The sequence below is a fragment of the Clostridium sp. AF27-5AA genome (assembly GCF_003478415.1).
GTDB classification, from domain to species: Bacteria; Bacillota; Clostridia; order Lachnospirales; family Lachnospiraceae; genus Otoolea; species Otoolea fessa.
Genome location: NZ_QUFH01000001.1, coordinates 18649 through 42773, shown reverse-complemented (window position 1 = coordinate 42773; position 24125 = coordinate 18649). Strand labels below are relative to the sequence as shown.

Annotated in this window: 32 protein-coding genes and 2 pseudogenes; 1 reads left to right on the top strand and 33 read right to left on the bottom strand. The window is 52.9% G+C overall.

Annotated elements, in window-relative coordinates; all coding sequences use genetic code 11:
- Window positions 1–137: 137 nt before the first annotated feature.
- From DWY89_RS00285 to DWY89_RS14265, 8 genes are all read right to left on the bottom strand, one after another.
- Window positions 138–515: a hypothetical protein gene (locus DWY89_RS00285; protein WP_118524251.1), complete on the bottom strand. Its 378-nt coding sequence runs from the start codon at window positions 513–515 to the stop codon at window positions 138–140.
- A gap of 199 nt (window positions 516–714) precedes the next feature.
- The gene (locus tag DWY89_RS00280; RefSeq protein WP_118496669.1) at window positions 715–999 is read right to left on the bottom strand and encodes a hypothetical protein; all 285 of its coding nucleotides are present in this window, start codon (window positions 997–999) and stop codon (window positions 715–717) included.
- 135 nt (window positions 1000–1134) lie between these two features.
- Window positions 1135–1416 carry a hypothetical protein gene (locus DWY89_RS00275; RefSeq protein ID WP_147353320.1) on the bottom strand — a complete coding sequence of 94 codons (282 nt, stop codon included), beginning with the start codon at window positions 1414–1416 and terminating at the stop codon, window positions 1135–1137.
- Between the two features lie 62 nt (window positions 1417–1478).
- Window positions 1479–1670 (bottom strand): hypothetical protein, encoded by a 192-nt coding sequence (locus tag DWY89_RS00270; RefSeq protein ID WP_182434458.1) that lies wholly within the window; start codon window positions 1668–1670, stop codon window positions 1479–1481.
- A 170-nt stretch (window positions 1671–1840) separates the two neighbouring features.
- Window positions 1841–2290 (bottom strand): hypothetical protein, encoded by a 450-nt coding sequence (locus tag DWY89_RS00265; protein WP_118496666.1) that lies wholly within the window; start codon window positions 2288–2290, stop codon window positions 1841–1843.
- Window positions 2291–2492: 202 nt separating this feature from the next.
- Window positions 2493–2753, bottom strand: a complete 261-nt coding sequence (locus DWY89_RS00260) for a hypothetical protein (protein WP_118524249.1) — start codon at window positions 2751–2753, stop codon at window positions 2493–2495.
- Window positions 2754–2768: 15 nt separating this feature from the next.
- Entirely contained in the window at window positions 2769–2975 is a 207-nt protein-coding gene (locus DWY89_RS00255; protein ID WP_107000229.1) for a hypothetical protein, read from the bottom strand.
- A 139-nt stretch (window positions 2976–3114) separates the two neighbouring features.
- Entirely contained in the window at window positions 3115–3291 is a 177-nt protein-coding gene (locus DWY89_RS14265; RefSeq protein WP_182434457.1) for a hypothetical protein, read from the bottom strand.
- 210 nt (window positions 3292–3501) lie between these two features.
- On the opposite strand from DWY89_RS14265, the gene DWY89_RS00250 reads away from it, so the two are divergent.
- Entirely contained in the window at window positions 3502–3753 is a 252-nt protein-coding gene (locus tag DWY89_RS00250) for a hypothetical protein (RefSeq protein ID WP_107000230.1), read from the top strand.
- Between the two features lie 199 nt (window positions 3754–3952).
- On the opposite strand, the gene DWY89_RS00245 is transcribed toward DWY89_RS00250, so the two are convergent.
- From DWY89_RS00245 to DWY89_RS00125, 25 genes and pseudogenes are all read right to left on the bottom strand, one after another.
- Window positions 3953–4144, bottom strand: a complete 192-nt coding sequence (locus DWY89_RS00245) for a hypothetical protein (protein WP_107000231.1) — start codon at window positions 4142–4144, stop codon at window positions 3953–3955.
- 71 nt (window positions 4145–4215) lie between these two features.
- Complete coding sequence (locus tag DWY89_RS00240; RefSeq protein ID WP_182434456.1) at window positions 4216–4587, bottom strand: DUF3846 domain-containing protein; 372 nt, start codon at window positions 4585–4587, stop codon at window positions 4216–4218.
- On the bottom strand, window positions 4584–5051 hold the full coding sequence (locus tag DWY89_RS14765; protein ID WP_118524248.1) for a DUF4314 domain-containing protein: 468 nt from the start codon (window positions 5049–5051) through the stop codon (window positions 4584–4586). Before DWY89_RS14765 ends, DWY89_RS00240 begins: the two co-directional genes overlap by 4 nt.
- Window positions 5048–5527 (bottom strand): gamma-glutamylcyclotransferase family protein, encoded by a 480-nt coding sequence (locus tag DWY89_RS00230; RefSeq protein ID WP_160116386.1) that lies wholly within the window; start codon window positions 5525–5527, stop codon window positions 5048–5050. The genes DWY89_RS14765 and DWY89_RS00230 overlap by 4 nt, the downstream gene beginning before the upstream one ends.
- 130 nt (window positions 5528–5657) lie before the next feature.
- On the bottom strand, window positions 5658–6179 hold the full coding sequence (locus tag DWY89_RS00225; RefSeq protein ID WP_118524247.1) for a gamma-glutamylcyclotransferase family protein: 522 nt from the start codon (window positions 6177–6179) through the stop codon (window positions 5658–5660).
- Window positions 6172–6408, bottom strand: coding sequence for a DpnD/PcfM family protein (locus DWY89_RS00220; protein WP_118524246.1), 237 nt, complete (start codon window positions 6406–6408; stop codon window positions 6172–6174). The genes DWY89_RS00225 and DWY89_RS00220 overlap by 8 nt, the downstream gene beginning before the upstream one ends.
- Window positions 6409–6475: 67 nt before the next feature.
- Window positions 6476–7414, bottom strand: a complete 939-nt coding sequence (locus tag DWY89_RS00215) for an amidoligase family protein (RefSeq protein WP_118524245.1) — start codon at window positions 7412–7414, stop codon at window positions 6476–6478.
- Window positions 7415–7646: 232 nt separating this feature from the next.
- Window positions 7647–8831: a hypothetical protein gene (locus tag DWY89_RS00210; protein ID WP_118524244.1), complete on the bottom strand. Its 1185-nt coding sequence runs from the start codon at window positions 8829–8831 to the stop codon at window positions 7647–7649.
- Window positions 8832–9054: 223 nt separating this feature from the next.
- Entirely contained in the window at window positions 9055–11313 is a 2259-nt protein-coding gene (locus DWY89_RS00205) for a DNA cytosine methyltransferase (RefSeq protein ID WP_118524243.1), read from the bottom strand.
- Window positions 11310–12083, bottom strand: coding sequence for a site-specific DNA-methyltransferase (locus DWY89_RS00200; protein WP_118524350.1), 774 nt, complete (start codon window positions 12081–12083; stop codon window positions 11310–11312). Before DWY89_RS00200 ends, DWY89_RS00205 begins: the two co-directional genes overlap by 4 nt.
- Window positions 12076–13344, bottom strand: a complete 1269-nt coding sequence (locus DWY89_RS00195) for a site-specific DNA-methyltransferase (RefSeq protein WP_118524242.1) — start codon at window positions 13342–13344, stop codon at window positions 12076–12078. The genes DWY89_RS00200 and DWY89_RS00195 overlap by 8 nt, the downstream gene beginning before the upstream one ends.
- Before the next feature lie 22 nt (window positions 13345–13366).
- Window positions 13367–13585 (bottom strand): hypothetical protein, encoded by a 219-nt coding sequence (locus tag DWY89_RS00190; protein ID WP_118524241.1) that lies wholly within the window; start codon window positions 13583–13585, stop codon window positions 13367–13369.
- Window positions 13578–14072, bottom strand: a complete 495-nt coding sequence (locus DWY89_RS00185) for a hypothetical protein (protein ID WP_147353319.1) — start codon at window positions 14070–14072, stop codon at window positions 13578–13580. Before DWY89_RS00185 ends, DWY89_RS00190 begins: the two co-directional genes overlap by 8 nt.
- Entirely contained in the window at window positions 14044–14364 is a 321-nt protein-coding gene (locus tag DWY89_RS00180) for a DUF2256 domain-containing protein (RefSeq protein WP_118496644.1), read from the bottom strand. The genes DWY89_RS00185 and DWY89_RS00180 overlap by 29 nt, the downstream gene beginning before the upstream one ends.
- A 401-nt stretch (window positions 14365–14765) precedes the next feature.
- Window positions 14766–15125 carry an HNH endonuclease signature motif containing protein gene (locus tag DWY89_RS00175; RefSeq protein ID WP_118524240.1) on the bottom strand — a complete coding sequence of 120 codons (360 nt, stop codon included), beginning with the start codon at window positions 15123–15125 and terminating at the stop codon, window positions 14766–14768.
- 3 nt (window positions 15126–15128) lie between these two features.
- Window positions 15129–16196 carry a methionine adenosyltransferase gene (metK, locus tag DWY89_RS00170; RefSeq protein WP_118524239.1) on the bottom strand — a complete coding sequence of 356 codons (1068 nt, stop codon included), beginning with the start codon at window positions 16194–16196 and terminating at the stop codon, window positions 15129–15131.
- Window positions 16197–16702: 506 nt separating this feature from the next.
- A complete protein-coding gene (locus DWY89_RS00165; RefSeq protein ID WP_118524238.1) occupies window positions 16703–19114 on the bottom strand; it encodes a phage/plasmid primase, P4 family in 2412 nt (803 codons plus the stop codon).
- A 5-nt stretch (window positions 19115–19119) separates the two neighbouring features.
- Window positions 19120–19770, bottom strand: coding sequence for a type II toxin-antitoxin system PemK/MazF family toxin (locus DWY89_RS00160; RefSeq protein WP_182434455.1), 651 nt, complete (start codon window positions 19768–19770; stop codon window positions 19120–19122).
- 200 nt (window positions 19771–19970) lie between these two features.
- Window positions 19971–20417, bottom strand: coding sequence for a hypothetical protein (locus tag DWY89_RS00155; RefSeq protein WP_118524236.1), 447 nt, complete (start codon window positions 20415–20417; stop codon window positions 19971–19973).
- Window positions 20401–20943: a hypothetical protein gene (locus DWY89_RS00150; protein WP_118524235.1), complete on the bottom strand. Its 543-nt coding sequence runs from the start codon at window positions 20941–20943 to the stop codon at window positions 20401–20403. Before DWY89_RS00150 ends, DWY89_RS00155 begins: the two co-directional genes overlap by 17 nt.
- A gap of 33 nt (window positions 20944–20976) precedes the next feature.
- Window positions 20977–21357: a hypothetical protein gene (locus tag DWY89_RS14760; protein WP_118524234.1), complete on the bottom strand. Its 381-nt coding sequence runs from the start codon at window positions 21355–21357 to the stop codon at window positions 20977–20979.
- Window positions 21357–22124: a hypothetical protein gene (locus tag DWY89_RS00140; RefSeq protein ID WP_118524233.1), complete on the bottom strand. Its 768-nt coding sequence runs from the start codon at window positions 22122–22124 to the stop codon at window positions 21357–21359. Before DWY89_RS00140 ends, DWY89_RS14760 begins: the two co-directional genes overlap by 1 nt.
- A gap of 9 nt (window positions 22125–22133) precedes the next feature.
- A pseudogene (locus DWY89_RS00135) lies at window positions 22134–23516 on the bottom strand (DEAD/DEAH box helicase).
- Window positions 23517–23683: 167 nt separating this feature from the next.
- A pseudogene (locus tag DWY89_RS00130) lies at window positions 23684–23932 on the bottom strand (VRR-NUC domain-containing protein); the annotation flags it as partial.
- Window positions 23919–24125 (bottom strand): hypothetical protein, encoded by a 207-nt coding sequence (locus tag DWY89_RS00125; protein WP_118524232.1) that lies wholly within the window; start codon window positions 24123–24125, stop codon window positions 23919–23921. The pseudogene DWY89_RS00130 and the gene DWY89_RS00125, both read right to left, overlap by 14 nt.

Here is a 24125-nt window from a genome sequence, read left to right as displayed (position 1 = left end):
TCCTCGAAATATCATTTTCCTAAACAAGAAACTTTTCTGTATAACTAACAAATAGTTTCCCATTTCGGCAACTTTATATAAAACACATCGGATACGAGGCACAGCCCCTTTTCGGGGCGTGTACCTTTTGGGTGCTGTTAGGCGTTGGGGTTGGCTTCCTTCCAAGCCTCGTATTCATCGACCAGCTCCGCTTCCTCGATGACCTGCCAGACGCTGCAGAAGCGGCTTCTCTGCTGCTCGATCTCCGCTTCCGTCCAGTCTTCCGGCTTGCGGCTCATGTCGTGGTAGGCGTCCATCTCCGCTTTCGTCCGGAAGAAAAGGATCTGCTTCAGCTTCAGCGTTTCCTCATTGTTACGCAGGCTGTACCGCCTGTCTTCTGCCGCCCTGCAAAGGCTTCCGAGGTCGCTGCAGCTGAGGGTCATGTCCTGCTTGAAGGCGATCTCGATGCCAATTAGCTTCTTCTCGGTGTCGGCTCCCTGAATGTTCTTAAGGTAGGTTTTTGCTTTGTTCGTCATGGTCTGTATCCTCCGTGTGTTTTGTTTTCCGTAGGGCTTTCCCCTTCGTTGTGACTGTATATTACCGTCACTGCCCGGACATAGCAAGCGTCTATGCTGCACGATCATACACACCCCTTTTTGTCGGATTTATGTGTATTTACACGCCGGAGAAATCCGCCACTACGAGCAAAAGCCCCCGAAGGAGCTCTGCCTTTTTTCAGTGTGCGTTCCTGATGCACCACTCGATCGCGTGACCGGCATCCGTGTAGGTCTCATCGGAAATCTTCAGAAGCTCCAATCGGCACTCAATCGGTGACCAGCCTTCCTCCGGGTCTTCCACAAAGCCGTATACCGCTCCCTCCAGCATGCCGTTCCAGTTCATCTGGGCAACCAGAACCCTGTCACCGAACTGCATGATGCTGTCGTAGCAAGGTCTGAGTCGGTCGTAGAAGCTCTCGATGCTGATGTTGTTTTCTGGGAAATTAATCAAATGCTTTTTCATGGTAAAATCCTCCGTGTTTTCGTTTTTCCCTTGGGGCTTTCCCCTTTCGGTATGTGCATATTACCGTCAGGTGCAAAGGGTAGCAAGCGGCTATACTGCACGATCATCTTCCCAGAATACCGGGCAGAATGTACATTACTCTGCATTTTCGGCATCCTGCTCCATGAGGTCTACGATGGTATCGTAGAAGAATTGCGGGTCGTAGGCCAGCGGCTCCCGGCCGGCTTCCTTATCCATCCTGATCTGGTCTGCTACCATGTCCTCGGCATCCTCCAGCGTGAAGGCATCCTTATCGCTGTCATCCATGTGATTGTAGATTTCCACGATGACATCCATCATCCGTTCTTCCATGTGCTTTTCCTTTCTGGGGCATCCACGCCGCCACATCTTCCCCTGTGTGGGGCGTTGTCGCTTCATTCGGATCGTTTTGCCACCCGTGGCACAAGCCCCTGTGTGGGGCTGTGTCGGGGGCTGTCGGTTTATCTGTTCATCCGTCCCAGCAGGTAGGCTTCCTCCATTGCTTTCTGGATGCCCCAGACCGGAACCTCAATGAAGTCCTCGCTGTCATTGTCGCGGGCTTCGAGGTCGCCCCGACTGTCTACCGCTGCCATCAGGCGCTTGGCGATTTCCAGCAGGGCTTTTTCTTCTTCCTTGGTAATGTTCTTCTTCATGGTGGTTTCCTCCGTTTTTCTTGGTTTTCCGTTTCGGTATGTGCATATTACCGTCTATGTCACACACTATCAAGCGGCTATACTACACAAAGATAGCCGCCCGGAACTGTGCGTATTACAGCAGAAGAAAAGGGCTGCCGTTACCGGCAAGCCCTATGTGTTTCTCTGGCTTAGTAGTCTTCTTCGTCCTCGTAATCTTCCTCTTCGCCCCAGTCATCTTCCTCTTCATCCCAGCTGTCATCCTGGTCTTCTTCCTCATCCTTGAAGTCCCACATATCTTCGGTCGGCTGGTTTCTAAGGTCTGGGTTCTGCTCAACATAGTCGGCAACCGCTCCGCAAAGGATGTCCAGAACCTTTTCGTAGGCTTCCTCACTGTAGACTGCCCAGGCATCTGCAGTCAGCTTTGCGATTTTGTCGTTGCCCTTGGCTCCAAGGAACCGCCCTGCAGGGTTGCAGGTTTCCTTGCCGTAGCCGATGCCCAGCTGGTCGCCGTCGTTGTAAAAGCGGTATCCGATGCGGCTCATTGCCCTTACCAGCTCCCCTGCGAGGCTGTCTGCCTTGCCCGTATCCGGTACCAGTTCCTTGAAAAGTTTATTGATGCGGTCTTCGTTCTTCGTCATTGTCGTATCCTCCGTTTTTGTTGTTTTCCCCTTTCGGTGACTGTATATTACCGTCACCTCGAAACACTATCAAGCGGCTAAACTACACGATCATTCAATCCTGTAATTGTCATATTTATGTGCTTTTCATGCCAGCTTTCGGAAGACAGACACGAGCAAAAGGCTGGTCATTTCCAGCCCCTTGCGCCTGTCGGTCTTGCCTTTAGCGGATGATTTCGAGGTAGCTTACGTTGCCCCAGCAGTCCGTTCCCTTGAAGCGGATGCACTTGTCGTTCTCCCTGTCGAGGGTGAATTTCCGAAGGAGCTTCATCTTCTGGATGCGGTTCAGAAGGTCCTTGCCGTTCTTCGCATCCTCAACGGCATCCCTGATCTCGACCACCGCACTGTCGCTTCCGTACCAGAGGTTGCTGAGTGCCTCTGGAATTCCGTTTGCAAGATAAAGGTTGATTTTTGTGTAGGTCATGTTTTTGTTCTCCTCTCAAAATGTCATCGTTTCCAGAATCTCATCCATGCCTGTCTCCCAGTCATGGCGGCTAAATTCAATTTTGCTGTACATCTCTGCGCTGTCCGGCTCATCGAAAAGCCGGAAGCATTCTCTTGCCAGCTCCTCGCTGGTGTGCTGCTGGATTTCATCCGGCTGTCCATCCAGCCGTGTAAAGGTAATCTCGTAAGTGTAGCGTTCCATGTTCTTTGCCCCTTTCGTTTTGGTAGCTGTATATTACCGTCACTGCCGGATACTATCAAGCGGCTAAAGTACACGATCATCTGCGCCCTGATCTGGTGGATTTATGTGTTTATCCGGGGAGGTTTCCCTCCCCGTTTTCTTAGCTGAACATCTCTGCCGTGTCATCGTCGATCCAGAGGTGCATGCCATCTGCTTCCATGATCGCGTGGTCTTCATGAACCTCGGTGATGATTCCTTCCCGGCTTCCTCTTCCATCAAATTCGTTCCAGTGCCATGTTGTCTTTCTTCCCTTTTTCCATGTTCTCCAATCAGCCATTCTCCTGTCCTCCTTTGCTTTTTGTAGCTGTATATTACCGTCACCGCCCTGTGATAGCAAGGCCATAAAACGTCATATTATCAACGATCTTCGTCCCTCATGTTTGGTACATATATGACCCCTGATTGACTTGCTATATATGTGTTTCTGCGGCATTATACACACAACGAAAGCAAAGAAAAACCAAACCAAAAACGGAGGACAAAAACCATGAAAAAGACCATTACAGAAGTTGAAACCGCAATCGAAAACCGCATCGCAGAGCTTGAAGAAGAATACGAGCTGGACATTTACGACCGCAACGACATCCGGGAAGAAGAATACCAGAAAGCCGGATGGCGGCACGACCCTTTCCCAGAGGAGCTTGAGGAAGAGGACGAAGAAGAGGAAGAAGATTGGCACTACCACAGCATGGAAGAACGACTGAACGAGGTCGGCATGAGCATGAGGGATTTCTTCTAAGGAATCCCAAAAGGCTCCCCCAGCAGAAGCTGGGACTCTGCCTCGTATCCCCCGTTTTGGTTTGGTGTGATACACAAAACCGCTGCCAGATGTTTGTGTACATTATGGCGGCGTTTCTCCTTGCTATCGTTGCTTTCCAGAGGTAATATACAGTAAACTGGAAGGGGATTCTCATTCTTTTGAGGCCCCCATTTTCCGTCTAATCGGCTTCGCCCTGCATTGCCTGATGCATCACCCTGCGGTTATGCGCCCTGGCTTTCTTTTTCAGGTCTCTTTTCCATCTGCGGATGGTCACCGCCTTGCAGTGATTTCTCGACCATTCGTATTCATCCAGAATGTATCTGCCGCCGTGTTCCCTCTCGCCATAAGCAGGCATCTTTCTGTGTCCCATAGGCTCCTCCTGTTAAACCAAGCCCTCCCGGTCTTTTCTGGCCGAGAGGGTATTTTTCTGATTGCGGTATCTTATTCCGGCTTCGTTCCGTCATCCATCTGGATGACTGCCATCTGCCCGAACATGCTGACGAATGCCTCCGGCACCCAGAAGCGTTCCCTGAATCTCTGAATCAGATCTTGGGGCAGCTCTGCGAAATCTTCCTCGCCCAATCCGCAAATGAAGAAGTTTCCCTTGATGGGCTGCTCCAGCTCCGAGATGTATCTGCTGAATGGCTTCTCGGTGAACAGCCCGTTGTCATCAGTAACCAGGGCAGCGCATTCTTCCCACGGGTATGTGGCTGTGATGCAGTCGCAGTCGAGGATGCGGTAGAACTCTTGCAGGGAGTTTTCGATGTCCACCACCTGCGGATGCTCCATCGGTTTGATCAGAAGGACCTTCATTCGACCCAGCCCCCTTTCACGATTGCCCAGTCTGCCAAAGGCAGGTTTTGGTGTCCGCCCCATGCAATGTCCTCTAACGCTTCCTCCGTTCCGCATCGGTTACAGATCTGGATGTCCGCCCTTCGGCTGAGTGCCTGCTGCTGATGGTCGTAGCAGTCTGGCTTTGCTCCGCACCTGGGGCAACGTGGACCGGTCTGTCGCGTTTTACCAAGGCGGTCGAGCGACACCTTGACCTCAACTTCCGAAGCCACACGGTGGCAACTGTCCGCACCGTAGGCAACGTTCAGATGGCTTCCGGTGTCCCAGCTCACTAAGATGTTTCCGGCATCATCGACCCCGTTGCAGGTTCCCTGCGTTCCGATGGTCGGTGCCTGCCTGTCATCCATCTCATCGAGGACGATCCGGCATCCGACCGGAAACTCTTTTCTCAGCTTCTCGACCGTTTTCTTATCTGCGAAATTCATGCCTGCACCTCCTCGATCATCCGCTGGGCGGCATCCTTATCCATGCATTCCTTCAGCGCACCTTCGAGGATGTGCATCGGGAAGTGGAATGCCTTATAGCCGTCATGCAGAACTTTGTAGTAATACCGGCTCGGTGCGCGGTGCCCGAAGTCGTTCTCCATGATGTAGACCATTGCGGTCACCATCTCCGGCTCTGCCCCTTCCCGAAGCAGTTCGATGTTCAGATCTTCCTTGCGGTAGTAGTTCGGGTAGCCCTCATAGAGGTCGAGGTTTCCTTCGTCCCTTTCCGAGATCTCCCACACCAGAACCGGCGTGTTCTTCTTCGGGTTCGGTGCGATGGTGGCGCAGCCGCGGAACAAAAGCTCCCAGCCGGCCAGCACCGCCTGCCCTGCAATTTTTGCATCCGGGCATCGGTCTGCCATCTGCTCCACCGACAGGTTGCTGCCGTAGGCGATGTAATATTTCTTGTTCTTCATTTGAATCTCTCCCTTCGGTTTTCTCCGCTCTTGTCTGGCGGTATGGTATATATCACTCTTTTGCCCTGATTTATCAAGGCCGATGAGCATCATATACTGCACAATGTTTTTTCCCTGTGATCGTGTACTCTTACATCATCTGCCGCTTCTTCAGATACCGGATGGCTTCCGCCCTTCCGATGCTGGCTGCCAGTCCACGCTTCAGTGTGTCCAGCGGAAATTCCCAGTCGCTGTATCCGCCACGCAGCAGTTCAAAATACTCGACATCCGGGCAGCCAAGCCTCCGATCCTCGTGCATCACATAAGCGATGCATGGCTTTGCCTTTTTCATGCGGTTCCCGTTCAGGTTCCAGACCGGAAGCTGGAACTGCTTCTTGTAGTAATATCTTGGGCAGCCTTCGTATCGGTCCAGCAAGAGCTCATCGTATTCCGAGAGCTTCCAGACCACCGCCGGTACGCTTTCATTGGCATCCTGCTCGATGGTGGCATAGCAGCCGGTCTTACTCTTTTTGAACAGGAGCCGGTAGCCCATGATCTCGGTCGTGCCGACCACCACAGCGTAAGGGCATCTCTTTCCCATCCGTTCCATGTCGAGGTTGCTTCCGTAGGCAAGGTAATATCTGGATGGGTTTCGGCTGATCAGTTCAAACATCTGCCTCACCGTCCTCCCTGCCAGTGAACTCCACGCCCTGGAAATCCTCTTTCCCAAGCTCGATCTGGCTGTCCCGCCACCAGTCCTCTGCCACACGCTGGGCTTCCTCCACGGTCGGCTCTTTCATCTCGGATTCATAAATGGTCACCGTCCTCTGGTAGGTCTCGGTGATGGTCACCTTAAAGGGCCTGCCACCCGGTGTGTTTTCATTTTTTAACGTGCTTTTCATAAACCTGCACCTCCTTCTACCACCTCAAGGGCGGTTGCCCGCCCAAAAGGTGCCCGTGCATCCCGGCTTATTTGTTCCGCCAGGATGCGTTGCCCTCCATGTTCCGCAGAAGGATCTCCCTTGCCGTTGCAAATTCATCCCCGATGAATCCCAGCCTCAGCATCCAGCACCGCATCGCGTACTTTTCGTTGTCGGTCTGCTGGGGTTTCGGGCTTGCCGTTCTGACCATCTTGGCAAGCTGGCTCATTGCGAGGCAAAGCTGGATGTAGGCTTTCATCTCACCGGCATGCAGCCCGTTGCGCTTTCCGTCCGCTGGGTCTGCAAATTGGAAAAGGCGGAATTCAATGGTCCCTTTTGTAAAGGTGGCATGGAGGTTCAGCATATGGTACCGGCTTGAATTGTAGTGGGCATTCCGGTTTTCCCAGCTGGAACCGTTGCCTTCGTACCAGATGTCTTCCAGCTTGCGCATGGTGGTCGGCTTCTCGCGGTTCAGCCGGTCGAGGAAGCGGTGGTTGACCACCTGGCAATAATGTCCGGTGCGCCCCGCGTCGATCCGGATGGCTCTGCCGATCTGCTGTTCGTGCGCCGCCATGATGTTCACAAGGTTGCGGATGGTCTTTGCGGTGTGGTCGCCTTTGCCAATGTGAATGTGGACTCCGCATCCGCGGCTTGGGCTGCTCTTTGCGCCTGCCTTGCGGAGCAGTCGGATAATTTCCTGCAGGGGTTCGATGTCGTCGTAGGTGAGGATCGGGGTGACCAGTTCGCATTTTTCTGCGTCCGGTCCGTAGATGCTCACATCCCTCTGGAATTTCCAAACCCTGCCCTGCTGGTCCTTGCAAGCCCAGCTGTAATATCCGTACTCGCCGGCGGCGTTCCATGCTCTGGTTCCGAAGTACTCGGCGACCTTTCTTGCCGCTTTTTCTCTGGTGATGTTGTTCATCTCGATCTCAACTCCGATGGTCTGGTTCTTCATGGCTTCAATCTGCTCTCTTGTTTTATCGTTCATGGTATGTTCTCCTTTGTTTTTTCCTTGTTTTCCCTTTCGGTATGTGCATATTACCGTCAGGTGCGGATAATAGCAAGGATATAAAAGAACATATATTCGACAAATATAAGGCAGAATGATCGTGTACATTTCTGCAGTTTATCCGCTTGATAATGTACATTTTCAGAGCTAATATCGGTACAATGGAAGAGGGTCTCGCATATTTTCCGGCCCCCATTGGGGGATTGGGAGCTTACGCTCCCGCCTCCAGCATCTGCGCCGTGTCTGCCCCACAGTCGGGCTGTGTCGGCTCGGCATCTGCTGATGCGATTGTTTCCCCTGCGGAGGCACTGCCCTCCTGTGCCGCCTGTTTCGCGGCTTTCAGAGCATCCCGTTTTGCCTTTTCCCTTGCAAGAAACTTCTGTGCTTCCTCATCCGTGCGGAAAGCCGCATGGCCGGAAAGGTTCTCCATGAGAATCTTGCGTGTTTCCTTGAAATCCGGACCGTTCATGCCCAGCCGCAGGAGCCATGTGCGGAGTGCGTATTTCTCATTCTCATCGTTGACATCCTTTGCCTGGATGCGCTTCTGGCTGATCGCCTGCTGGTTCATCAGCACCGCCAGCTGTGCAAAAGCCGTCAGATGTTCGTGGTCCGGTGCAGTCGGGAAGCCGGTAAAGGTGACCTTCTCGGTGGTGATTTTCAGGCCTTCCAGTGCAGCACCATGTTCAGTCTCATAGTCGCTGACCGCATTGATGAAGTTCATGATGGCAAAGGTGCAACTATCGTCCTTCAGCTTCTCGACCAGCCCCTCTTCCACATGGAAGTGTCCTCCAGTCGCCTTGCCGATGAGCTTGCCGCGGCTGTAAAGAAGGTTGACCAGGTTGCGGAGAGTCACACCGTTGTGCTGGCTGACCGGGAATGCAAGTTCCAAGTCCAGCGGCACCTCTTCCGGCTGATCTTCTGTCTCCTGCGATTCTGCATCCGGCTCATCCTCTATGGTATCATCCTCAGCCGTATTGTCCGGCTCCAATGCATCCTCGGCTCCTGCTTCCGCGGGTTCATCTTCTGCGGTATCTGCATCTTCGGATTCCTGCTCGTCCAGAACCCCCAGCTCTGCTTCGGGCATCTGCTCAGTTTCCGCTTCGGTCACAGGCTCCTCATCCATATCCGCTGTCAGCTCTGTGTCCTCCGGCTGGTCATCCGTGCTCTCAATACTCTCGCCGCCGCGGATCAGTCCCTCATTCAGCAGGGTCGTCAGCAGCTCGGCATCTGCATTCTCCGGCTCGACCAGAAGGTTGCCATTCCGGTCGATGGTGTAGCTCCCGATGTCGTAAGAATACAGAGGTGCTTTGGTATAGTAAGGGTGGATGCCGGTCAGCTCCTCCATGCGTTTTGCGAGGGTCTTTCTCTCGGCTACGTTCAGTTTAAATTTCAACATAATTCATCGCTCCTTTTCGTTCATTTGTTTTTGTGCATCCCGATGTTCTTTTCGGTAGCACATATATCACTCTAAAACGGATGAATAGCAAGGCCATTTCCCGATATTCTTCATGTTCGACCATTTACACAAGGGACCGCAAAATCTGTTGTGTAAATAGGACCAATATGTAAGCCCACCATATCACCAGGTCGCTTTCTACCTAGTAATATAGCGGGCCAGTTTATTCTTCCAGACCTGCACACCACGCGATGCCGGCCAGAACAAAGAATGCGTTGGCTAAGCAAATGCCGTTGCCCCAGATACGGTACTCTGCCGAATCCGTATACGGGTCAGCCAGCCATTTCCGGATCTGTTTCTCCGTCTTCGGCTTCTTGGCATGGGTCACGATCTTACGGTGTGTTTCAAACACATCCGCCCAGAACGCCAGATCTTCCTCGGTTGGGTTTTCCGTTCCGAGATCTCTGCACCACCAGTCAGGGAATCCCTGCAGTCTGGCACACTCGGTCGGTGTCAAACGGCGGACGGTATAGGTCACAGGTGCGGGCTGTGCTTCCGGATTGTCGATGACCAGACGGTCATTGAAGGCATCCTGCCCGTTGAAGCCGCTGGGATGTGCCCCGGTTGCCACGGTTCCCATGACACCCTCGTTCAGATGCGGCACCGGTGCGATAGTGGTTGGGTCTTTGTAGTCCCGTGCCATCAGGGTCGGTGCGACTTCTTTTGCCACCTGCATATAGGAGCCGGTGGTCATGGCATACACATCCTCCGGTGCGCAGACTGCATGGCGGTCAGTGGCATCCAGTGTAAAGCAGACATCCTCATTGACGCCATCCCCCTGCGGACCGTTCTCATCCTTGCGGCCGATCATGTTGCCCTGCAGGACGAAGGTCTGCATCTGGTCACTCCGGGTCGCCATCAAAGCGCCGGATTTGCCATGCAGATCGATCAGCTCATTGCGCTGGTTCACATGGAACGCAGTCATCTCTTCCGGCTGTGCCACAAAGGTCTGCTGCTTCATCCCCGGCTCTGCTGCCAGTGCCGCTGACTTCTCTCCCAGATCCCTGACTTCATCCCTCTGATTCTGGGTAAAGGCGACCGGCTCTACCACACAGATGCCGCCCTGATTGCAGGTCGGGTCACCACCGCTGCGGTCCAGTGTCCGGGAGGTCTCCGCTTCATAGAAACCGCTATGCGGATTGTCGGACATCATGGAGTGGCTGGCTTTGGAGCAGACACCATAGCATTTCGGAACGAACAGTGTCTGGTCGTTATTGCAGCCGAGCGTGACCGACTTTTCTTCCTGCCAGATGGCTCCCTTGCCGCCGCCTTCACACCCGGAACGGATCTTCAGTGTGACTGCCGGGGAGTTTTCAACTTCTTTCACCGGGCTTTCCACTGAATTTTCAACAGCGTCCATGACCATCGGGACATTACCGCCGCCCGTACCACACCGGCTTGTCAGTGTCTGCACCTTACCGTCCTCGGAAATCTTCACCCGGCTGTCAGCAGGATGATTTTCCAGTGCGATGGCAGCAGGCACAACACCAGCCCGGAGGGTCGGTGACCGCTCTTCCTCGTATCCGATGCTTCTTGCATCTGCAGAATGCTCGGTGCAGAAACCAGCGGCTTCCAGAACACACGGCTGATGCCCATGCTCCTCTGCCCGGAGGGTTCCGGTCACATCCTGGGAAACATCCATCTGCCTGCCGCCCTGGTCGTTCAGACAAATCCGTCCTCCTGCTCCGCTGCTGCCTGCCTCTCCAGTGCCGCTTTCAGCACCGGCGGCAGCTCTTTGCCACGCACGGAAGCCCTCCGCAGAATACCGAGACACGCCTTCGGACTCAAATAGTACCTTTGGGGCACTCTGGTCTGCAAAATCTGCGACAAGGTAGATACGTTTTCTTCTTTGGGGAACGCCCCACCATTGTGCATCAAGAACTCGATACGCGACGCTCCATCCGTCTCCCACGTAGTAGTCAGCGTCGGGCCATCCTTTCTTCTCAGGCGCAGGCACCGAGGCGGCCGGTTCTTTAACACCGATGACGGCTTCGAGGACTGCTTTGAAGTCCTGTCCCTTGTTTGAAGAGAAGGCCCCTGGCACATTCTCCCACACGATAAATCTTGGTTTTTCTCCATTGGTCTTGCACCTCATTTCCTTCACGATTCGGATTGCTTCGTAAAACAGGCTGGACCGTGAACCATCCAGACCGTCCCGCTTACCAGCGATGGACATATCCTGACAGGGACTGCCAAAGGTGATAATGTCCACGGGCGGCAGGTCTGCTCCACTGATGGCAGACACATCTCCGTAGTGTTTCACCTGCGGCAGACGCTTCGTCGTGACCCGGATGGCAAACGGCTCGATCTCGCTGCTCCACACCGGAGTGATCTGCCCGGTCAACAGACCGCCCAATGGAAAACCCCCGGAGCCATCAAAGAGGCTGCCGAGGGTCAAAGTCTTATTCTGTTCTGTGCTCATCCGGCGACCTCCTCTCCGAGCATCTGCTCATTTGCTTTCCGGTAAAAATCTCTGGATACTTCAAATCCGTAGCTGTTGCGCCCCAGTTCTCTTGCTGCTCTCAGCGTGGAGCCGCTGCCGGCGCAGGGGGCAATGACCACATCGCCCTCATCTGTAAAAGTCTCGATCAGTCGTTTCAGCACGGAGATCGGTTTCTGGGAAGGATGGATTTTCGGATATTCCCTGCCATCCCGCTTCCAGTCAAACCAGTTGAAGATCATATGAGGCTTTCCGTCCTCACCGAGATTACGGAACTTCGGGAGCTTTCCCCGGTACAGAACCAGAGCATACTCCGTTGCACCCACGATCTTCATGTTGGCTTTGAGCACCTGCGGACTGTAGTTCTTGCAGAACACCAGAGGGATATAATTCTTGAAGCCGTATTTTTCAGCTTCTGTGATCACCTTCGGGATCTGCTGGAACGCGCAGAACACGATCATGCACGGTGCATCCTTCTCTCCTGTGCCGGGTTCTTTCTTCAGCAGTCGGTTGCAGAAGTGGAAATACTCTGCAATGTTGAAGGTGAAGTCGGTATTGAACGCCGCCTTCCTCGCCTTGCTGCTCTCCCCGTTTTTGTTGTCGCCATCCACATACCAATCCGGCCGGCTGGCATAAAAATCTGTACCGATGTTGTACGGAATATCTGCGATCACCAGCTGCGCCTTGGGGATGTTATAGGACTTGAAGTTCTGGAAGTTGTCGTGGATGAGGACACATTTCACATCAGGCATCGGCATTCTCGCTTTCCGGCTCGAAGGTCGCCACTTCCTCGAACTTCAGCTTCTGGCCGTCACGGACAACAAACACATCATCGTAGTGACCATCGCTGTGTTCGATGTACCGCTTCACGATCACATCCACGAACTTCGGGTCTAGCTCGATGCCCCGGCACACACGGTTGGTCTCTTCGCAGGCGATCAGTGTCGAGCCACTGCCGAGGAACGGATCAAGCACGATGCCGTTGGTCATAGTGGAATTGCGAATCGGATAGCTCATCAGACCGATGGGCTTCATGGTCGGATGGTCCTTGTTGGACTTCGGCCGGTCATACTCCCATATGGTCGTCTGCTTCCGGTCGGAATACCACTGGTGCTTCCCCTTCTGCTTCCAGCCGTAGAGACACGGTTCGTGCTGCCACTGGTAAGGACTGCGGCCCAGCACCAGCGCATTCTTCTTCCAGATACAGCACCCGGACAGGTAGAACCCGGCATCCTTGAATGCTTTTCTAAAGTTCAGCCCTTCCGTATCTGCATGGAAGATGTAGATGGAGCCGTCATCCGCCAGATGACCGTGCATCTGCTGGAACGCTGCCAAAAGGAACTGGTAGAATTCCGAATCCCCCATGTTGTCATTCATGATCTTACCAGCAGTCTCTTCCACATCCACGTTATAAGGGGGATCGGAAAGGACCAGATTTGCCTTGGTTCCGTCCATCAGGGTGTCGTAGCATTCTGCATTGGTGGAATCACCGCACAGAACGATGTGCTTTCCCAGATGCCAGAGGTCACCCTCTTTGGAGAAGCATGGCTGCTTCAGCTCGGATTCCACATCGAAGTCATCTTCCTTGACCTCTTTGCTGTGGACTTTGTTGAACAGCGTCTCAATCTCCGGCGGCTCAAAGCCGGTCTTGCCAAGATCAAAGTTGGAATCTTCGATGTCTTTCAGAAGGTCGGCCAGCAGGGAATCATCCCATGCACCTGTGATCTTGTTGAGTGCGATGTTCAGGGCTTTTTCCCTGGTTTTGTCGATGTCCACCACCGCACAAGGCACTTCGGTATAGCCCAGCTCCATCGCTACGGTCAATCTCTGGTGGCCGCCGATGATTGTCATGTCGGCATTGACCACCAAAGGATCTGCGAACCCGAACTCCGTGATGGAGTTCTTGATCTTCTCGTACTCTTTGTCCCCCGGCTTCAGCTTTTTCCGGGGATTGTATGCGGCCGGCTTAAGTATGGACACCGGCAGCATCTTCAGTTCAGCAGTCGCTTTCATGTAGGCTCCTCCTAATTCAGATTCACATGCGCATGACCCCGGAGAACGGCACGAAAAAGGAGCCGAACAAAAAGCCCGACTCCATCTCATCTCCATCTTCCTGCGGATGTTCAGCCATCTCGCACCATTCCGGGTTTTCCCCGTTCACGGATGCCAGGACCTTATCTTCCGCATCGTCAATCGCATGTACACAGATACCCCCGGTGTTGAACATCGGAAACACACCGATAATCTTACTCATCCTCATCCACTCCCTTCATCCCGTATCGATAATCCCAGTAACAATTCAGACTGCAGAACTTCCGCTGCCGTTTTCCTTCATCTACGGCATGGAACTCCCTTCCACAGTTTTTACAGACCGCGATCCGAAAAGACTTATGCTGCCTGTAATATTCCTCCCGGCAATCAGGAGAACAGAACCGTCTCCGACCACTGTTCCCTCTCTGCACGAGAATCCGTCCGCACACTGGACAGCGCCGTTCCCCCGACCCATCCGGTGGCTGTAACTGGCAGCTCCCCGTTTCCGGCAGGCCCAGTTCCCGGCAGTAATCCGTGACCTGTTCCAAAGAAAGCCCGGTGTTTTCTGCGATCTCCACACATTCAAACCCGGCAAGCCGCTGGCTTCGGACTTCTTCTCTCTCCGGGCGGTACTCATAGCCCTCAAACACACAGTCCAGCCGGACACCGTTCTTTACCACATCACGCTCTATGTTCAGCGGTTCTTCCATTTGCATCGCCCTCCTTCCAGCGTCCTTTGTTTGCACAGGCACGGCTGCAATATTTCCGTTCCAGACCATACTGGTGCCGGTAGGAAAACTCCCTGCCGCACACCGGACAGATCTTTGACCGCACGGTCTTCCAGTTCTCTGGTTTCGGGTGGGTGTTGTTCCACCGTGACCGGCATTCCGGTGAGCAGAACTTCCGTGGTCTGCCTTTATGGTTTGGTACGATTGCCGTACCGCACTGAGGGCAGAAGGAAAAAGCCATGTCCCTGATCATCTCAGCCGTGTAATCTTCCATCTGCCCTCACCTCACTCTCATTTTTCGCCGTTTCTTCGGCGGTTTCTTAGAAAAATCTCATAATTCATGCGAAAAGCGGCGAAGTGGAAATCGGCACTGCCCCGCCAGGTTGGATCGTTGTTGCGGCGGCCGATTCCCGCTCGCCCCTGCTCCTCCCGGAACAAGCTAAAATGTGCGAAAGCTCCATGTTTACGAGAGGTTTCACACACTTTGGTTCATTTCGGGGAAAAAGAATGGCACCGGAACCGAAGCTCCGATGCCTGTACATTTTCCTGTTTCATTTTGCGCCGTTAATCCTCTGACCCCCGGCCTATCAATTTTGCGGTTTTTCACAGAAAAGGGCGCACCGGTCTCCGTGTGACTTCATCGTAGAGAAGTGACCCCGGCCCCGGTAGGGGGTGTTAGTAGGTGTAGGTCGGGTTGATGTCCTCGGTCAGCGTTTTCTTATCGTGGCAGCTCTTACAGAGCGACTGCCAGTTGTTCTGGTCCCAGAAAAGTTTCTGGTCACCACGGTGCGGAATGATGTGATCCACCACCGTTGCCCGGACGTACTTGCCCTGCTTGGCACACTGCACACAGAGCGGATGTGCTTCCAGATACGACTTTCTGGCTTTCTGCCACCGTCTGTTGTATCCACGCTTCGCTGCCGGACGGGTGACTTCCGGGTGGAGAGGCAGGTGCTTCTCACAGTAGAGCCGGCCGACTTCCACCAGCTCCGGGCAGCCGGGATGACGGCACGGTGTCTTTGGTCTGTACGGCATGGGTCAGTCCTCCCACGGAAGACCAGCCTTGCCGAAGTGACCGTAAGCACTGACCTTGTTGTAGTCCACGTCCAGCAGTCCCAGTCGCTTGATGATCCCCTGCGGGGTCAGATCGTAGCTGTCATGGACATAAGCTTCAATGAAGTCAAGGGACTGGTGTTCCGTACCGAAGCATTCAACCGCCACACCCACCGGCTGTACCACGCCGATGGCGTAAGCCAGCTGGACTTCGCACTTGTCAGCGTAGCCCGCCTGCACGATGTCCTTGGCAATCTTCCTCGCCATGTATGCTGCGGAACGGTCCACCTTGGTGGGGTCTTTCCCACTCAGAGCACCGCCTCCCATGCGACCGATGCCGCCGTAGGTATCACACGCCAGCTTCCTGCCGGTCACACCACAGTCGGCATAGCTGCCGCCCAGCACGAAACGGCCGGTCGGATTGACCAGCTTCGTGAAGTCACCATCCAGACCGTACTCGCAGGCGGCCAGCACCATCATGGATTCGATGATGTGCCGGAAATCGCTGACCTCCACATCCGGGCTGTGCTGTACGGAGCAGAGGAAGGTTGTGATACGACCGGTGTCGTAATCGTAGCTGACCTGCGCCTTGGCATCTGCACGGAACATCTTGGACGGATGGTTCTTCAACAGTTGCAGGAACTTGGTGGCAACCATGTACGGGATTGGCATCTGCTCTGCTGTCTCGTTGGTGGCGTAGCCATACATGATGCCCTGGTCACCGGCACCGCCCTTGTCCACACCCAGTGCAATGTCCGGGGACTGCTTGTCCACCAGAATGCCGATGCGAAGAAGCTCGGTCAGGTTCCACCCCAGCTTTTCGGCGCCGATGCGATTGAACACATCGTGAACGATCTGGTTGTAGTTTGGCCGGTAGTCGGTGGTGACCTCGCCGGCAATAAAGAGCTGGCTCTTTTTCAGCAGACACTCGATCGCCACACGGGCGTGCCTGTCATGCTGAAGAATGTCGGTCACAATAGCATCTGCGATCTGGTCACAGATCTTATCGGGATGGCCATTGCTGACCTGTTCACAAGTGATGATCTTACTCATGTTCTGTCCTCTCTTTCATGTATCACAAAGCAGGCCGCCTTTGCCCTTGCCCACAAATAGGCTCCCACAAAAGCGGCCTGCGATGTTCCATTGTGTAGTTCCAATGTGTCCTCTGAATCTGTTGCTGGTGTGTTGCTGGCGCTTTCCTCACAAAGCGAGGTGTCCAGTCCCCAAAAATATTGATTTTACGCACTTTTCAGGGGTGTTAAGATCTATATTTTTTCTTTTGTTGCTATTGTTGCTAGTAAAAAGTAAATAGTATATAAAAGAAAATAATATAAATAAAATAGGGTTTTCACTCGCAACACTCGCAACAGCACCGAAAGCCCTTGATTTTCCTACGTTTTTCTGTTGCTGGGGCGTTGCTGCTGTTGCTGGTAACGTGACTCCGAAGTCGTGTGTTGCTGGTATTTTGATGGGAACTTATGAAAATCAAAAACAATAGATTTCACTGTGTTCTTCCAGCAACAGCCGCAACAAATCCGTCCGTACCTTGAATTTCAAGCTCATGATGTCAATGGTGCAAAGTCCTCTTTTGACTCTTCACTTGCCGTGAACGCCACATCCAGGACCATCGGAGTCGTACTGCTGGAGGCACCGTCATTCGGACGCTTTCTTGCAGTCTTGTACCGCTTTTCAATCTCCTGGTTTAGATTCTTGGCTGCCTCTGCCCGGTAGCCATTCTCTCCACACCACTCTTTGTAACGTGTGTAAACTGCACCGCGCCGAAGCTCACACCCTTCCTTTTCTTCAATGCATTCATCAAAAAACTGACCCATCTTATCTGAGAATATCTGATAGTCCGTTGTTGCCTGAACGACAGAATCCGGCATGGCAAGTCCCTGACTGCGGAACAGCTTATAGCCTTCGAGCATCCAGTTCAGAATGCCGGACATATTTTCCGGTTTAGCAAAAGTGGACTTTAGATCCTTATCCTGTTCATTTTCTTCAAAATGCCGGTCAAACGGAATGATTTTGATTCGGCCAGACTCAAACAGCGTAAGGTCTGTGATATTCGGACGATGGTTCGTGTTGATGAAAATTTTGAAGTTCGGTCGGAACTCAAAACTGTTCTCATGCAGATACCGGGCTGTGATCGTATCGTTACCGGTCAGTCGTTTGGTAAGAGCTGCATCCAGAGTGATCTTTTTCTCCGGCTCGGAGATGTTTACAAAACGAGAGCCGGCAAGCCGGGCGATTTCCTCAGACGGTCCTCCGCTCTGGCTGTTAAACTTCGCCTGCAGCATGGTCGGATCTGCATTTTTACCGTACTCACCCATAATACGCAGAATACTCTCCATTGTGGTACCCTTACCGTTTCTGGATGTCGGACCGTACAGAATAAACAAGCACTCCATGCGGGTGTCACCAGTCAACGAGTATCCGATAGCCTTCTGAAGATAGTCTGCTCTGGCCTTATCCCCCTGCATGATCTCCGTGATGAACGTCCGCCAGCGAGGGCAGTCGGCATCCGGGGCATATATCACAGGGGACACTTTTGTGAGAAAATCCTCCGGGCGGTGTTCCCGGAATTCCATCGTCCGCAGATCCAGTGTTCCATTTTTGCAGTTGAACAGATAGATATCCTGATCGTACTGCTTCATGGACAGTGGGAATACGGACTTCGCATCTTTCAGCATCGTGTCACGGTGCTTGCGTTGCTGGAGTTTCCGGACGCGGTCGATGAACCGCTTTCTGACATCCTCTTCTGTAATCTTCAATGCAAACAGATACAGCTTATCTGCCAGATATTTCGCAAGCTCTGCCACCTTAAGGTTCTCCATATCCGGCTGCCAGACAACTCCATCATAGACAAACCAGATGCCGCGTTCACTGTTGTACCGTGCGATAGGCTTGAAAAAATCGGCGAACATGTTGCCCAAACCGATCTCATCCCTGCCGTAGCGCGGATTCGTGTGCGGAGCCATTTCTTCCAGCGACAGCGTGAGCTTGCTGATGTCCGGTGGCCGCTCCGCCTCTTTATCATCAGAGTCAAGATTTGCAAACTCCTCATCCACAATGTCCTGCGCGTTGACAGGAATGTAAACGGAAGCGCAGGTATTGACTGTGTTGCGGATAGAGATGGCACCGTAGGTCGAACCAGCCTGTTTTCGGTCCCACTTGGGGCGCATCAGACCAGATGTGCGGAAGATACGGTCCATCTGCTCCTCATCACAGCCGCACCAGAATGCCAGGATAGACAAGAGTGCCATATCTGCATCCGACTGGCTGCCGTAGAGGTCTTCCCACTCACCGGCAAAGAGCTTTTTGAACTTTTCAGAGTTACTGGCCTCATTAGCGTGTGTGATGACAGCCTCATCATCCAGATACGAATGGTGCTGAAAATGAGTCTGCTGTACCTGTTTGTTCCGCTTCATGAGCGTATCGAGCAGTGCGGTCATCGCCGTTTCATCGTTGGGAATTTCACCTGTGCGGTAAACATCTCCCGTTACGGTGACGAAGCGGTTTGTCGCACCGGGCATATACACTTCCAGACCTTTGCTGCGGTTGTTGATGTAGTAGACCGTCTTGTCGTAGACGTAGTCTTCTGGCACATGGAAGAATCCACGCAGACCTTTGCCGGACGGTGACTTCTCTACATACGCTGTAGGAAAGATTGAAAGTACGGTGTCCGCTGTGTCATTCAGCGTCCCGTCCTCACGGATACAGTGGTCAATGTCAAAAGCTCCGATACCACTGCCCACAGCAATGCCGATGCCGTCATAACCGCCCATTGCATAAGTGACAAGCGTAGTCTTGAAATCTGCAAAGGTGCGGAGATCATTGATCCTGGCTCTATCACCATTCGCCGGGTTATACGGCATCTTGGTCTTCTGACCGTTTCGCTTTTCAAATTTCCAGACACAAAACCGGCAGGAGGTCTTCAGCTCCGCCGGGATATTTTTGATATCCACCATAGCGGTTAGACCTCCTTCCTGCTGTGTACAGCGTTGCTGCCGTAATTGGCATTGCTGCCGCGCACAGCATTTTCGTCTGTATTTTGTTTGTTTTTCTTAGTACTGTGCATATCAAACTGCCTTGCCACAGCCTGTTCAATCTCCTGCTTTTTCTCAGCAGAGATTACCCTGCAAAGGCGTCCAAACAGTGCCGACTGGTCGATCGTTGTGATCTGCTCGACCAGCAAAATGGAATCCTCCAGTCGTTCCGCTCTGAGCATCTCACAATGTGCTTCTGTCAGCACGATATGTGTTGGCAGGTCGAGCTTTTTCATCTTGCTCGTAAGCGGAATAACTGTGAAGGTCTGCGAATAACGGTTCGCAATATCGTTTGTCAGGATCAGCACCGGACGGTTACCACTCTGCACACAGGTGCCATAATGGTTACCAAGCTCTGCAAACCAGATCTCATACTGCTTCGGGATTCTGGTCGTCGGCCAGTTGTAAGCCGGGAGGCTGTCATAAGTTGTGTGGCTGCTTTCCTGCTGCTTTTCGGTGCTGTGGTTATGCGTGGCGGCACTTTTATGCTTGGTGCAGCCACGCTTGTTGATGTACTTGTTCACATGGATCTTCCTGCCACGCGGCAGAATCCGTGCGTTGCTTTTCTTTCTCCCCATTCTGGGTTTCACCTCTTCTCTCCTGATACAAAAACAGCCGTCCGGAATCCGAATCCGTGACGGCATAACATGTAAAAAGCGGATAAAAATACCGGGCAGCTTTCGCTCCCAGCACTCTTATCCGCTCCCGGTTTTATCTTATTTTCCTAGTATAAAGTATAGCAAAAAGCCGATGTACGCATAAGAAGCAGTTTTCCTAATTAACTGCTGTTTTTCCTGAAAAAGCCCTCTTTTTCCAAATTTACTACAAATTCTTTGAAGCCCTTTCCCTTGTAATAATCTGCCCTGCTTTTTCCAAAAGAACAGCCGTTGGAATCCTTCATCGACTTCAACGGAATACGCTCAAAATAGAACTGTCTGACTGCTGCCCTCGCATCAGAATCAGACACCCGGCTCAGAGCCAGTTCCATAATACGAAGCCGTGTGCTCTGCTTATCGTATTCCCTTTTGCACTCCGTATACATCTCTTCCTTGATGACGCGCTCCAAATCGGAGATAGCCGCTGCCTGTTCCTGTTTGATCTCGGCCAGCATTTTCTCCTTTTCTGCAATGTCTGCCTTGAGTTTTTCATAACCGCCGCAGGCATCTTTTGCTATGGCTTCATGCCGTTTATCCGGCTGAAAACTCCACTTAATCGGTCTTCCCACATTCTCCCCTCCTGTGTCTGTCATGCAAACGGATCACATCCGCAATCCCCTGCAATGCAGTTTCTTTCTCTCGCTCCACCACCCGGCGGCTTAAAGTTCTCCCATCCAAACCAGTGATCTCCGACTGCTTTCTGCCGTCCACAAAGAGCTGCTCTGCCACGATCCGCGTACACCCACGAAGACTGCGCAGTCCAACCTCGAACAGCTCGATATCTTCACAGACCTTGTAATAGGGTTCCAGAAACTGCTCGGTGCGCTGGGTCTGCACTTCCCGGTTCATGGATGCCAGCACCTTGTCACAGTTCAGCACGGTGCGCTCCACCGGATTTGATGTACCGCTGGTCTGAACACGCTCGGATTCCTCATGTGCGCCCTGCGACAGCTTGTAGATAATCTCGTCCTTAGTGTAAAACCAGGACCGGGAATCCTCGTACTGCTGCCGGAGCATATCCCGTCTGTGTACCAGCAGCCTGTAGGAATCAGCCAGTTCCTTTGCCTGTTCCATATAATCCATCTCGTCTTCCATACTGCACCTCCTGTTCTGGTCTGTTTATTCTTATCACGCAATATCACCTAACACCTGGATGTTCTCCGGAGTCAGAACCGCACCGGCTTCCGTGAGCAGCTTCACGAGCTTCTTCATCTCGCGCTCCGCTTTCCGGCGCAGGTTTTCTGCCCTCCTCTTTCTACGCTCCACGGCTTCAACCTTCACTCTTGCCTGCACACCTGAAATGAGTGTGCCGGCATCCAGATCCGTCAGCGTGTTGTACCAGTTGGAGTGAAAGAAACCTTCCAGCCTTTTTTTCTCAAACTGCGCATCCCGGTTGTTCGGATGATCCTCCAAACGGAACAGTACGGTTTTGTAATCCTTGACAGCCTGCAGGATGATCGCATTCGCCAGATTCTCGTAGCATTCCAGATTGTCCGCTGCCATTCCCATCAGTCATTCACCCTGCCCTTTCCTGAATCATTCTCTTTTGTGTCGTACCACGGAGCTGGCACCTTCTGTCCATCCAGTCCATACTTGAACATATAGATGGAATACCATGCCGCCTCGTACATGCAGTCGATCAGCTTGCGGTTCGGCTCCGGCATCAGGGCTGCATTCCGCACAAACAGGTCAACAAAGTTTTCTTTTTCTTCCCTGTCTGTCACCAGATGATGCTCCTTCGCGTCGATCAGGATCTCAGCAAAGCGATAGCACTTTCTCTTGTTCTGCTGAATCCAATCGAAACGCCAGGTAACCGCATCCAGAATCGTCTGTCTGGTATCCTCCGCCGTCAGCTTCGGTGCATCCGGGTGTTTGCCTGCCGCCACTGCTTTCGCATAGCATTCCTCCGCACGGTCTTCCGCACAGAAACGCTTGTGAAACTGAAGCTCGTAGGCTTTTGCCTGACACATGAGCAGTTCGATCTCATGCTCATAGGCTTCCTTCGCCAGCATATCCTGTGTAACTCGCAGGTCAGAGGTCTTACGGGCAGGTGTTTCCCCGAAGATCGCACACAGCAGGCCGGTGCCACTGTACGGACGGAACATCGCATACGGTGTGAAAAATCCATCACTGTCGCGCTTCCGCTTGCCGGTCTGCACATGTGGTGCAGTCTTGTAGTGATATCGGTCCGTGTCCATAACACTGGAGCTGCGCTTTCTCTCTGCGGCACGGTCCTTTGCATTCAGAAATTTGTAATTGCTCGTATTCTTTTCCATAATCTTCTCCTACTCCTCCAGCCGTGCTCTGACGGCAGATATCAGCTTTTCCTGTGTCATGTCCTTCTGCTCCAGCGCAGCCATGACATCCTCGTCTACTGTGTTTTTCGTGATGATGTGGTGAATGGTCACCACATGGGTCTGTCCCTGCCGCCAAAGCCGGGCATTGGTCTGCTGATACAACTCCAAAGACCAGGTCAGCCCAAACCAGATCAGGATGTGTCCGCCCTGCTGGATGTTCAGGCCATGTCCGGCCGATGCAGGATGGATCAGGGCGACCGGGATGTTTCCAGCATTCCAATCCTTGATGTCGGTACTGCTCTTGATATCCCGGACTTTGATCTTCAGCTTCGACAGATGGTTGATGATACGCTCCCGGTCATGCTTAAACCAGTAAGCTACCAGCACCGGCTGTCCATTGGCGGCTTCGATCAGGTCTTCGAGGGCTTCCAGCTTGTGGTCGTGAATGACTCTCGCCTTGCCATTCTCGTCATAGACCGCGCCATTGCTCATCTGCAACAGCTTCCCTGTCAGTGATGCAGCATTGGCAGCGTCTATGTCACCGTCTTTCAGCGGAATCAAAAGATCCTGCCGGAGCATATCGTAGAGTTCCCTTTCCTGCGTGTTCATCTCAACTTCATACCTTGTAGGTACACAATCCGGCATATTGAGATAATCCAGAGCCTTCATGGAAATTGTGATATCCGAGATCCGCTGGTAGATCATCTCCTCTGCTCCCTGTCTGGGAACATACTGGAATACGATGCCTGTTGCCGGATTCATCGACCCAGCCTTGAAATATGCTTCCCGGTACCGGCCGATAAATTTGCCGAGCCTCTCACCGCCATCCAGAATTCCAATCTCCGCCCAAAGGTCCATGAGACCATTAGAAGAAGGGGTACCGGTCAGACCGACCCATCGCTTCACAAACGGGCGGACTTTTCGCAGGAACTTAAAACGCTGGGACTGGTAGTTCTTGAACGATGACAGCTCATCGATCACAACCATGCCAAAATCCCAGCGCATTCCATTTTTCTCGTAATACTCCACCAGCCACTTGATGTTCTCCCGGTTGACGATGTAGATCATCGCCGGGTGGTGGACTGCTGCGATCCGGGTCTTGACATCTCCAACGATGACGGAAATGTCCAGCCCTTTTAAGTGGTCCCACTTTTCGATTTCTGCCGGCCATGTGTCACGGGCGACACGCAACGGCGCAATAATGAGGACCTTATTGACCTCAAAGGTCTCAAGCATGAGGTCTTTGATTGCAGAAAGGGTTATGACGGTCTTTCCTTAACCCAAGCCCATATCCAGAAAAAGGGCTGCAATCGGGTGCGTTTTAATATACTCGGTGCAGTAACTCTGATAATCGTGTGGAATGAACTTCATAGCGGCATCACCTCCTCCCCGGCATCCTGTGCCTGTGTTTCCGGCTCCTCGCTTTGTGTATCTCCCTGCGGCAGCGTAACTTCCGGCATCTCCGGGATTTTCGCCCCGATCCCCTGTGGGATAGGCTCACCCGGCGTCCAGTGCAGAAGTGCGTCCACCGCAGGCCGGATCTGCTCCAAACGGTCAACACAGAACACCGGAAAGCCCAGTGTCTCCAGCTGCAGTCTGCGCTTCCGCTGAAGGATGCGCATCTGCTTTCCAGGGGCTTTCAGCTCCACAAACGCACACTTGCCGCCGATCAGTAGGACCAGGCGATCCGGCACACCGTTCATGCTCTGACTGGTAAATTTAAGGGCCTGTCCTCCGACGGCCCTCACCGCAGCTACAAACTGCTTTTCTACTTCACTTTCTCTCATCCGGCTTTGCCTCCTTTGCTCTCCAAACACCGATCCGCGGGCGTTTTCTTTTCTTGTGTTTTTTCTTGCGTTCTTCCCGGATCACATTACTGATGGCTTCATCGGCAGTCGGGTCCGGGTGGCTGTGGCTGACTTTCCTGTTCGGAGGGTTCTCCTCTTTGTGTTCTGTAATCCAGTGAATGACATTTTCCAT

Bases quoted from the DNA above. Each gene is read 5' to 3' on its own strand.
- DWY89_RS00220 (WP_118524246.1), bottom strand. From the start codon at position 6,408: ATGAAAAGCACGTTAAAAAATGAAAACACACCGGGTGGCAGGCCCTTT.
- DWY89_RS00250 (WP_107000230.1), top strand. From the start codon at position 3,502: ATGAAAAAGACCATTACAGAAGTTGAAACCGCAATCGAAAACCGCATC.
- DWY89_RS00165 (WP_118524238.1), bottom strand. From the start codon at position 19,114: ATGGTGGATATCAAAAATATCCCGGCGGAGCTGAAGACCTCCTGCCGG.
- DWY89_RS00230 (WP_160116386.1), bottom strand. From the start codon at position 5,527: ATGAAGAACAAGAAATATTACATCGCCTACGGCAGCAACCTGTCGGTG.
- DWY89_RS00195 (WP_118524242.1), bottom strand. From the start codon at position 13,344: ATGAAAGCGACTGCTGAACTGAAGATGCTGCCGGTGTCCATACTTAAG.
- DWY89_RS00180 (WP_118496644.1), bottom strand. From the start codon at position 14,364: ATGGAAGATTACACGGCTGAGATGATCAGGGACATGGCTTTTTCCTTC.
- DWY89_RS00285 (WP_118524251.1), bottom strand. From the start codon at position 515: ATGACGAACAAAGCAAAAACCTACCTTAAGAACATTCAGGGAGCCGAC.
- DWY89_RS00255 (WP_107000229.1), bottom strand. From the start codon at position 2,975: ATGGAACGCTACACTTACGAGATTACCTTTACACGGCTGGATGGACAG.
- DWY89_RS00125 (WP_118524232.1), bottom strand. From the start codon at position 24,125: ATGGAAAATGTCATTCACTGGATTACAGAACACAAAGAGGAGAACCCT.
- DWY89_RS00190 (WP_118524241.1), bottom strand. From the start codon at position 13,585: ATGAGTAAGATTATCGGTGTGTTTCCGATGTTCAACACCGGGGGTATC.
- DWY89_RS00210 (WP_118524244.1), bottom strand. From the start codon at position 8,831: ATGTTGAAATTTAAACTGAACGTAGCCGAGAGAAAGACCCTCGCAAAA.
- DWY89_RS14765 (WP_118524248.1), bottom strand. From the start codon at position 5,051: ATGAATTTCGCAGATAAGAAAACGGTCGAGAAGCTGAGAAAAGAGTTT.
- DWY89_RS14265 (WP_182434457.1), bottom strand. From the start codon at position 3,291: ATGGCTGATTGGAGAACATGGAAAAAGGGAAGAAAGACAACATGGCAC.
- DWY89_RS00175 (WP_118524240.1), bottom strand. From the start codon at position 15,125: ATGCCGTACAGACCAAAGACACCGTGCCGTCATCCCGGCTGCCCGGAG.
- DWY89_RS00260 (WP_118524249.1), bottom strand. From the start codon at position 2,753: ATGACCTACACAAAAATCAACCTTTATCTTGCAAACGGAATTCCAGAG.
- metK (WP_118524239.1), bottom strand. From the start codon at position 16,196: ATGAGTAAGATCATCACTTGTGAACAGGTCAGCAATGGCCATCCCGAT.
- DWY89_RS00270 (WP_182434458.1), bottom strand. From the start codon at position 1,670: ATGAAGAAGAACATTACCAAGGAAGAAGAAAAAGCCCTGCTGGAAATC.
- DWY89_RS00240 (WP_182434456.1), bottom strand. From the start codon at position 4,587: ATGAAGGTCCTTCTGATCAAACCGATGGAGCATCCGCAGGTGGTGGAC.
- DWY89_RS00215 (WP_118524245.1), bottom strand. From the start codon at position 7,414: ATGAACGATAAAACAAGAGAGCAGATTGAAGCCATGAAGAACCAGACC.
- DWY89_RS00275 (WP_147353320.1), bottom strand. From the start codon at position 1,416: ATGAAGCGACAACGCCCCACACAGGGGAAGATGTGGCGGCGTGGATGC.
- DWY89_RS00200 (WP_118524350.1), bottom strand. From the start codon at position 12,083: ATGCCTGATGTGAAATGTGTCCTCATCCACGACAACTTCCAGAACTTC.
- DWY89_RS00185 (WP_147353319.1), bottom strand. From the start codon at position 14,072: ATGGAAGAACCGCTGAACATAGAGCGTGATGTGGTAAAGAACGGTGTC.
- DWY89_RS00160 (WP_182434455.1), bottom strand. From the start codon at position 19,770: ATGGGGAGAAAGAAAAGCAACGCACGGATTCTGCCGCGTGGCAGGAAG.
- DWY89_RS00265 (WP_118496666.1), bottom strand. From the start codon at position 2,290: ATGACGAAGAACGAAGACCGCATCAATAAACTTTTCAAGGAACTGGTA.
- DWY89_RS00280 (WP_118496669.1), bottom strand. From the start codon at position 999: ATGAAAAAGCATTTGATTAATTTCCCAGAAAACAACATCAGCATCGAG.
- DWY89_RS00225 (WP_118524247.1), bottom strand. From the start codon at position 6,179: ATGTTTGAACTGATCAGCCGAAACCCATCCAGATATTACCTTGCCTAC.
- DWY89_RS00140 (WP_118524233.1), bottom strand. From the start codon at position 22,124: ATGGAAAAGAATACGAGCAATTACAAATTTCTGAATGCAAAGGACCGT.
- DWY89_RS00205 (WP_118524243.1), bottom strand. From the start codon at position 11,313: ATGAGCACAGAACAGAATAAGACTTTGACCCTCGGCAGCCTCTTTGAT.
- DWY89_RS00245 (WP_107000231.1), bottom strand. From the start codon at position 4,144: ATGGGACACAGAAAGATGCCTGCTTATGGCGAGAGGGAACACGGCGGC.
- DWY89_RS14760 (WP_118524234.1), bottom strand. From the start codon at position 21,357: ATGGGAATGGCAGCGGACAATCTGGAATGCTACGAGAATCTGGCGAAT.
- DWY89_RS00150 (WP_118524235.1), bottom strand. From the start codon at position 20,943: ATGGAAGACGAGATGGATTATATGGAACAGGCAAAGGAACTGGCTGAT.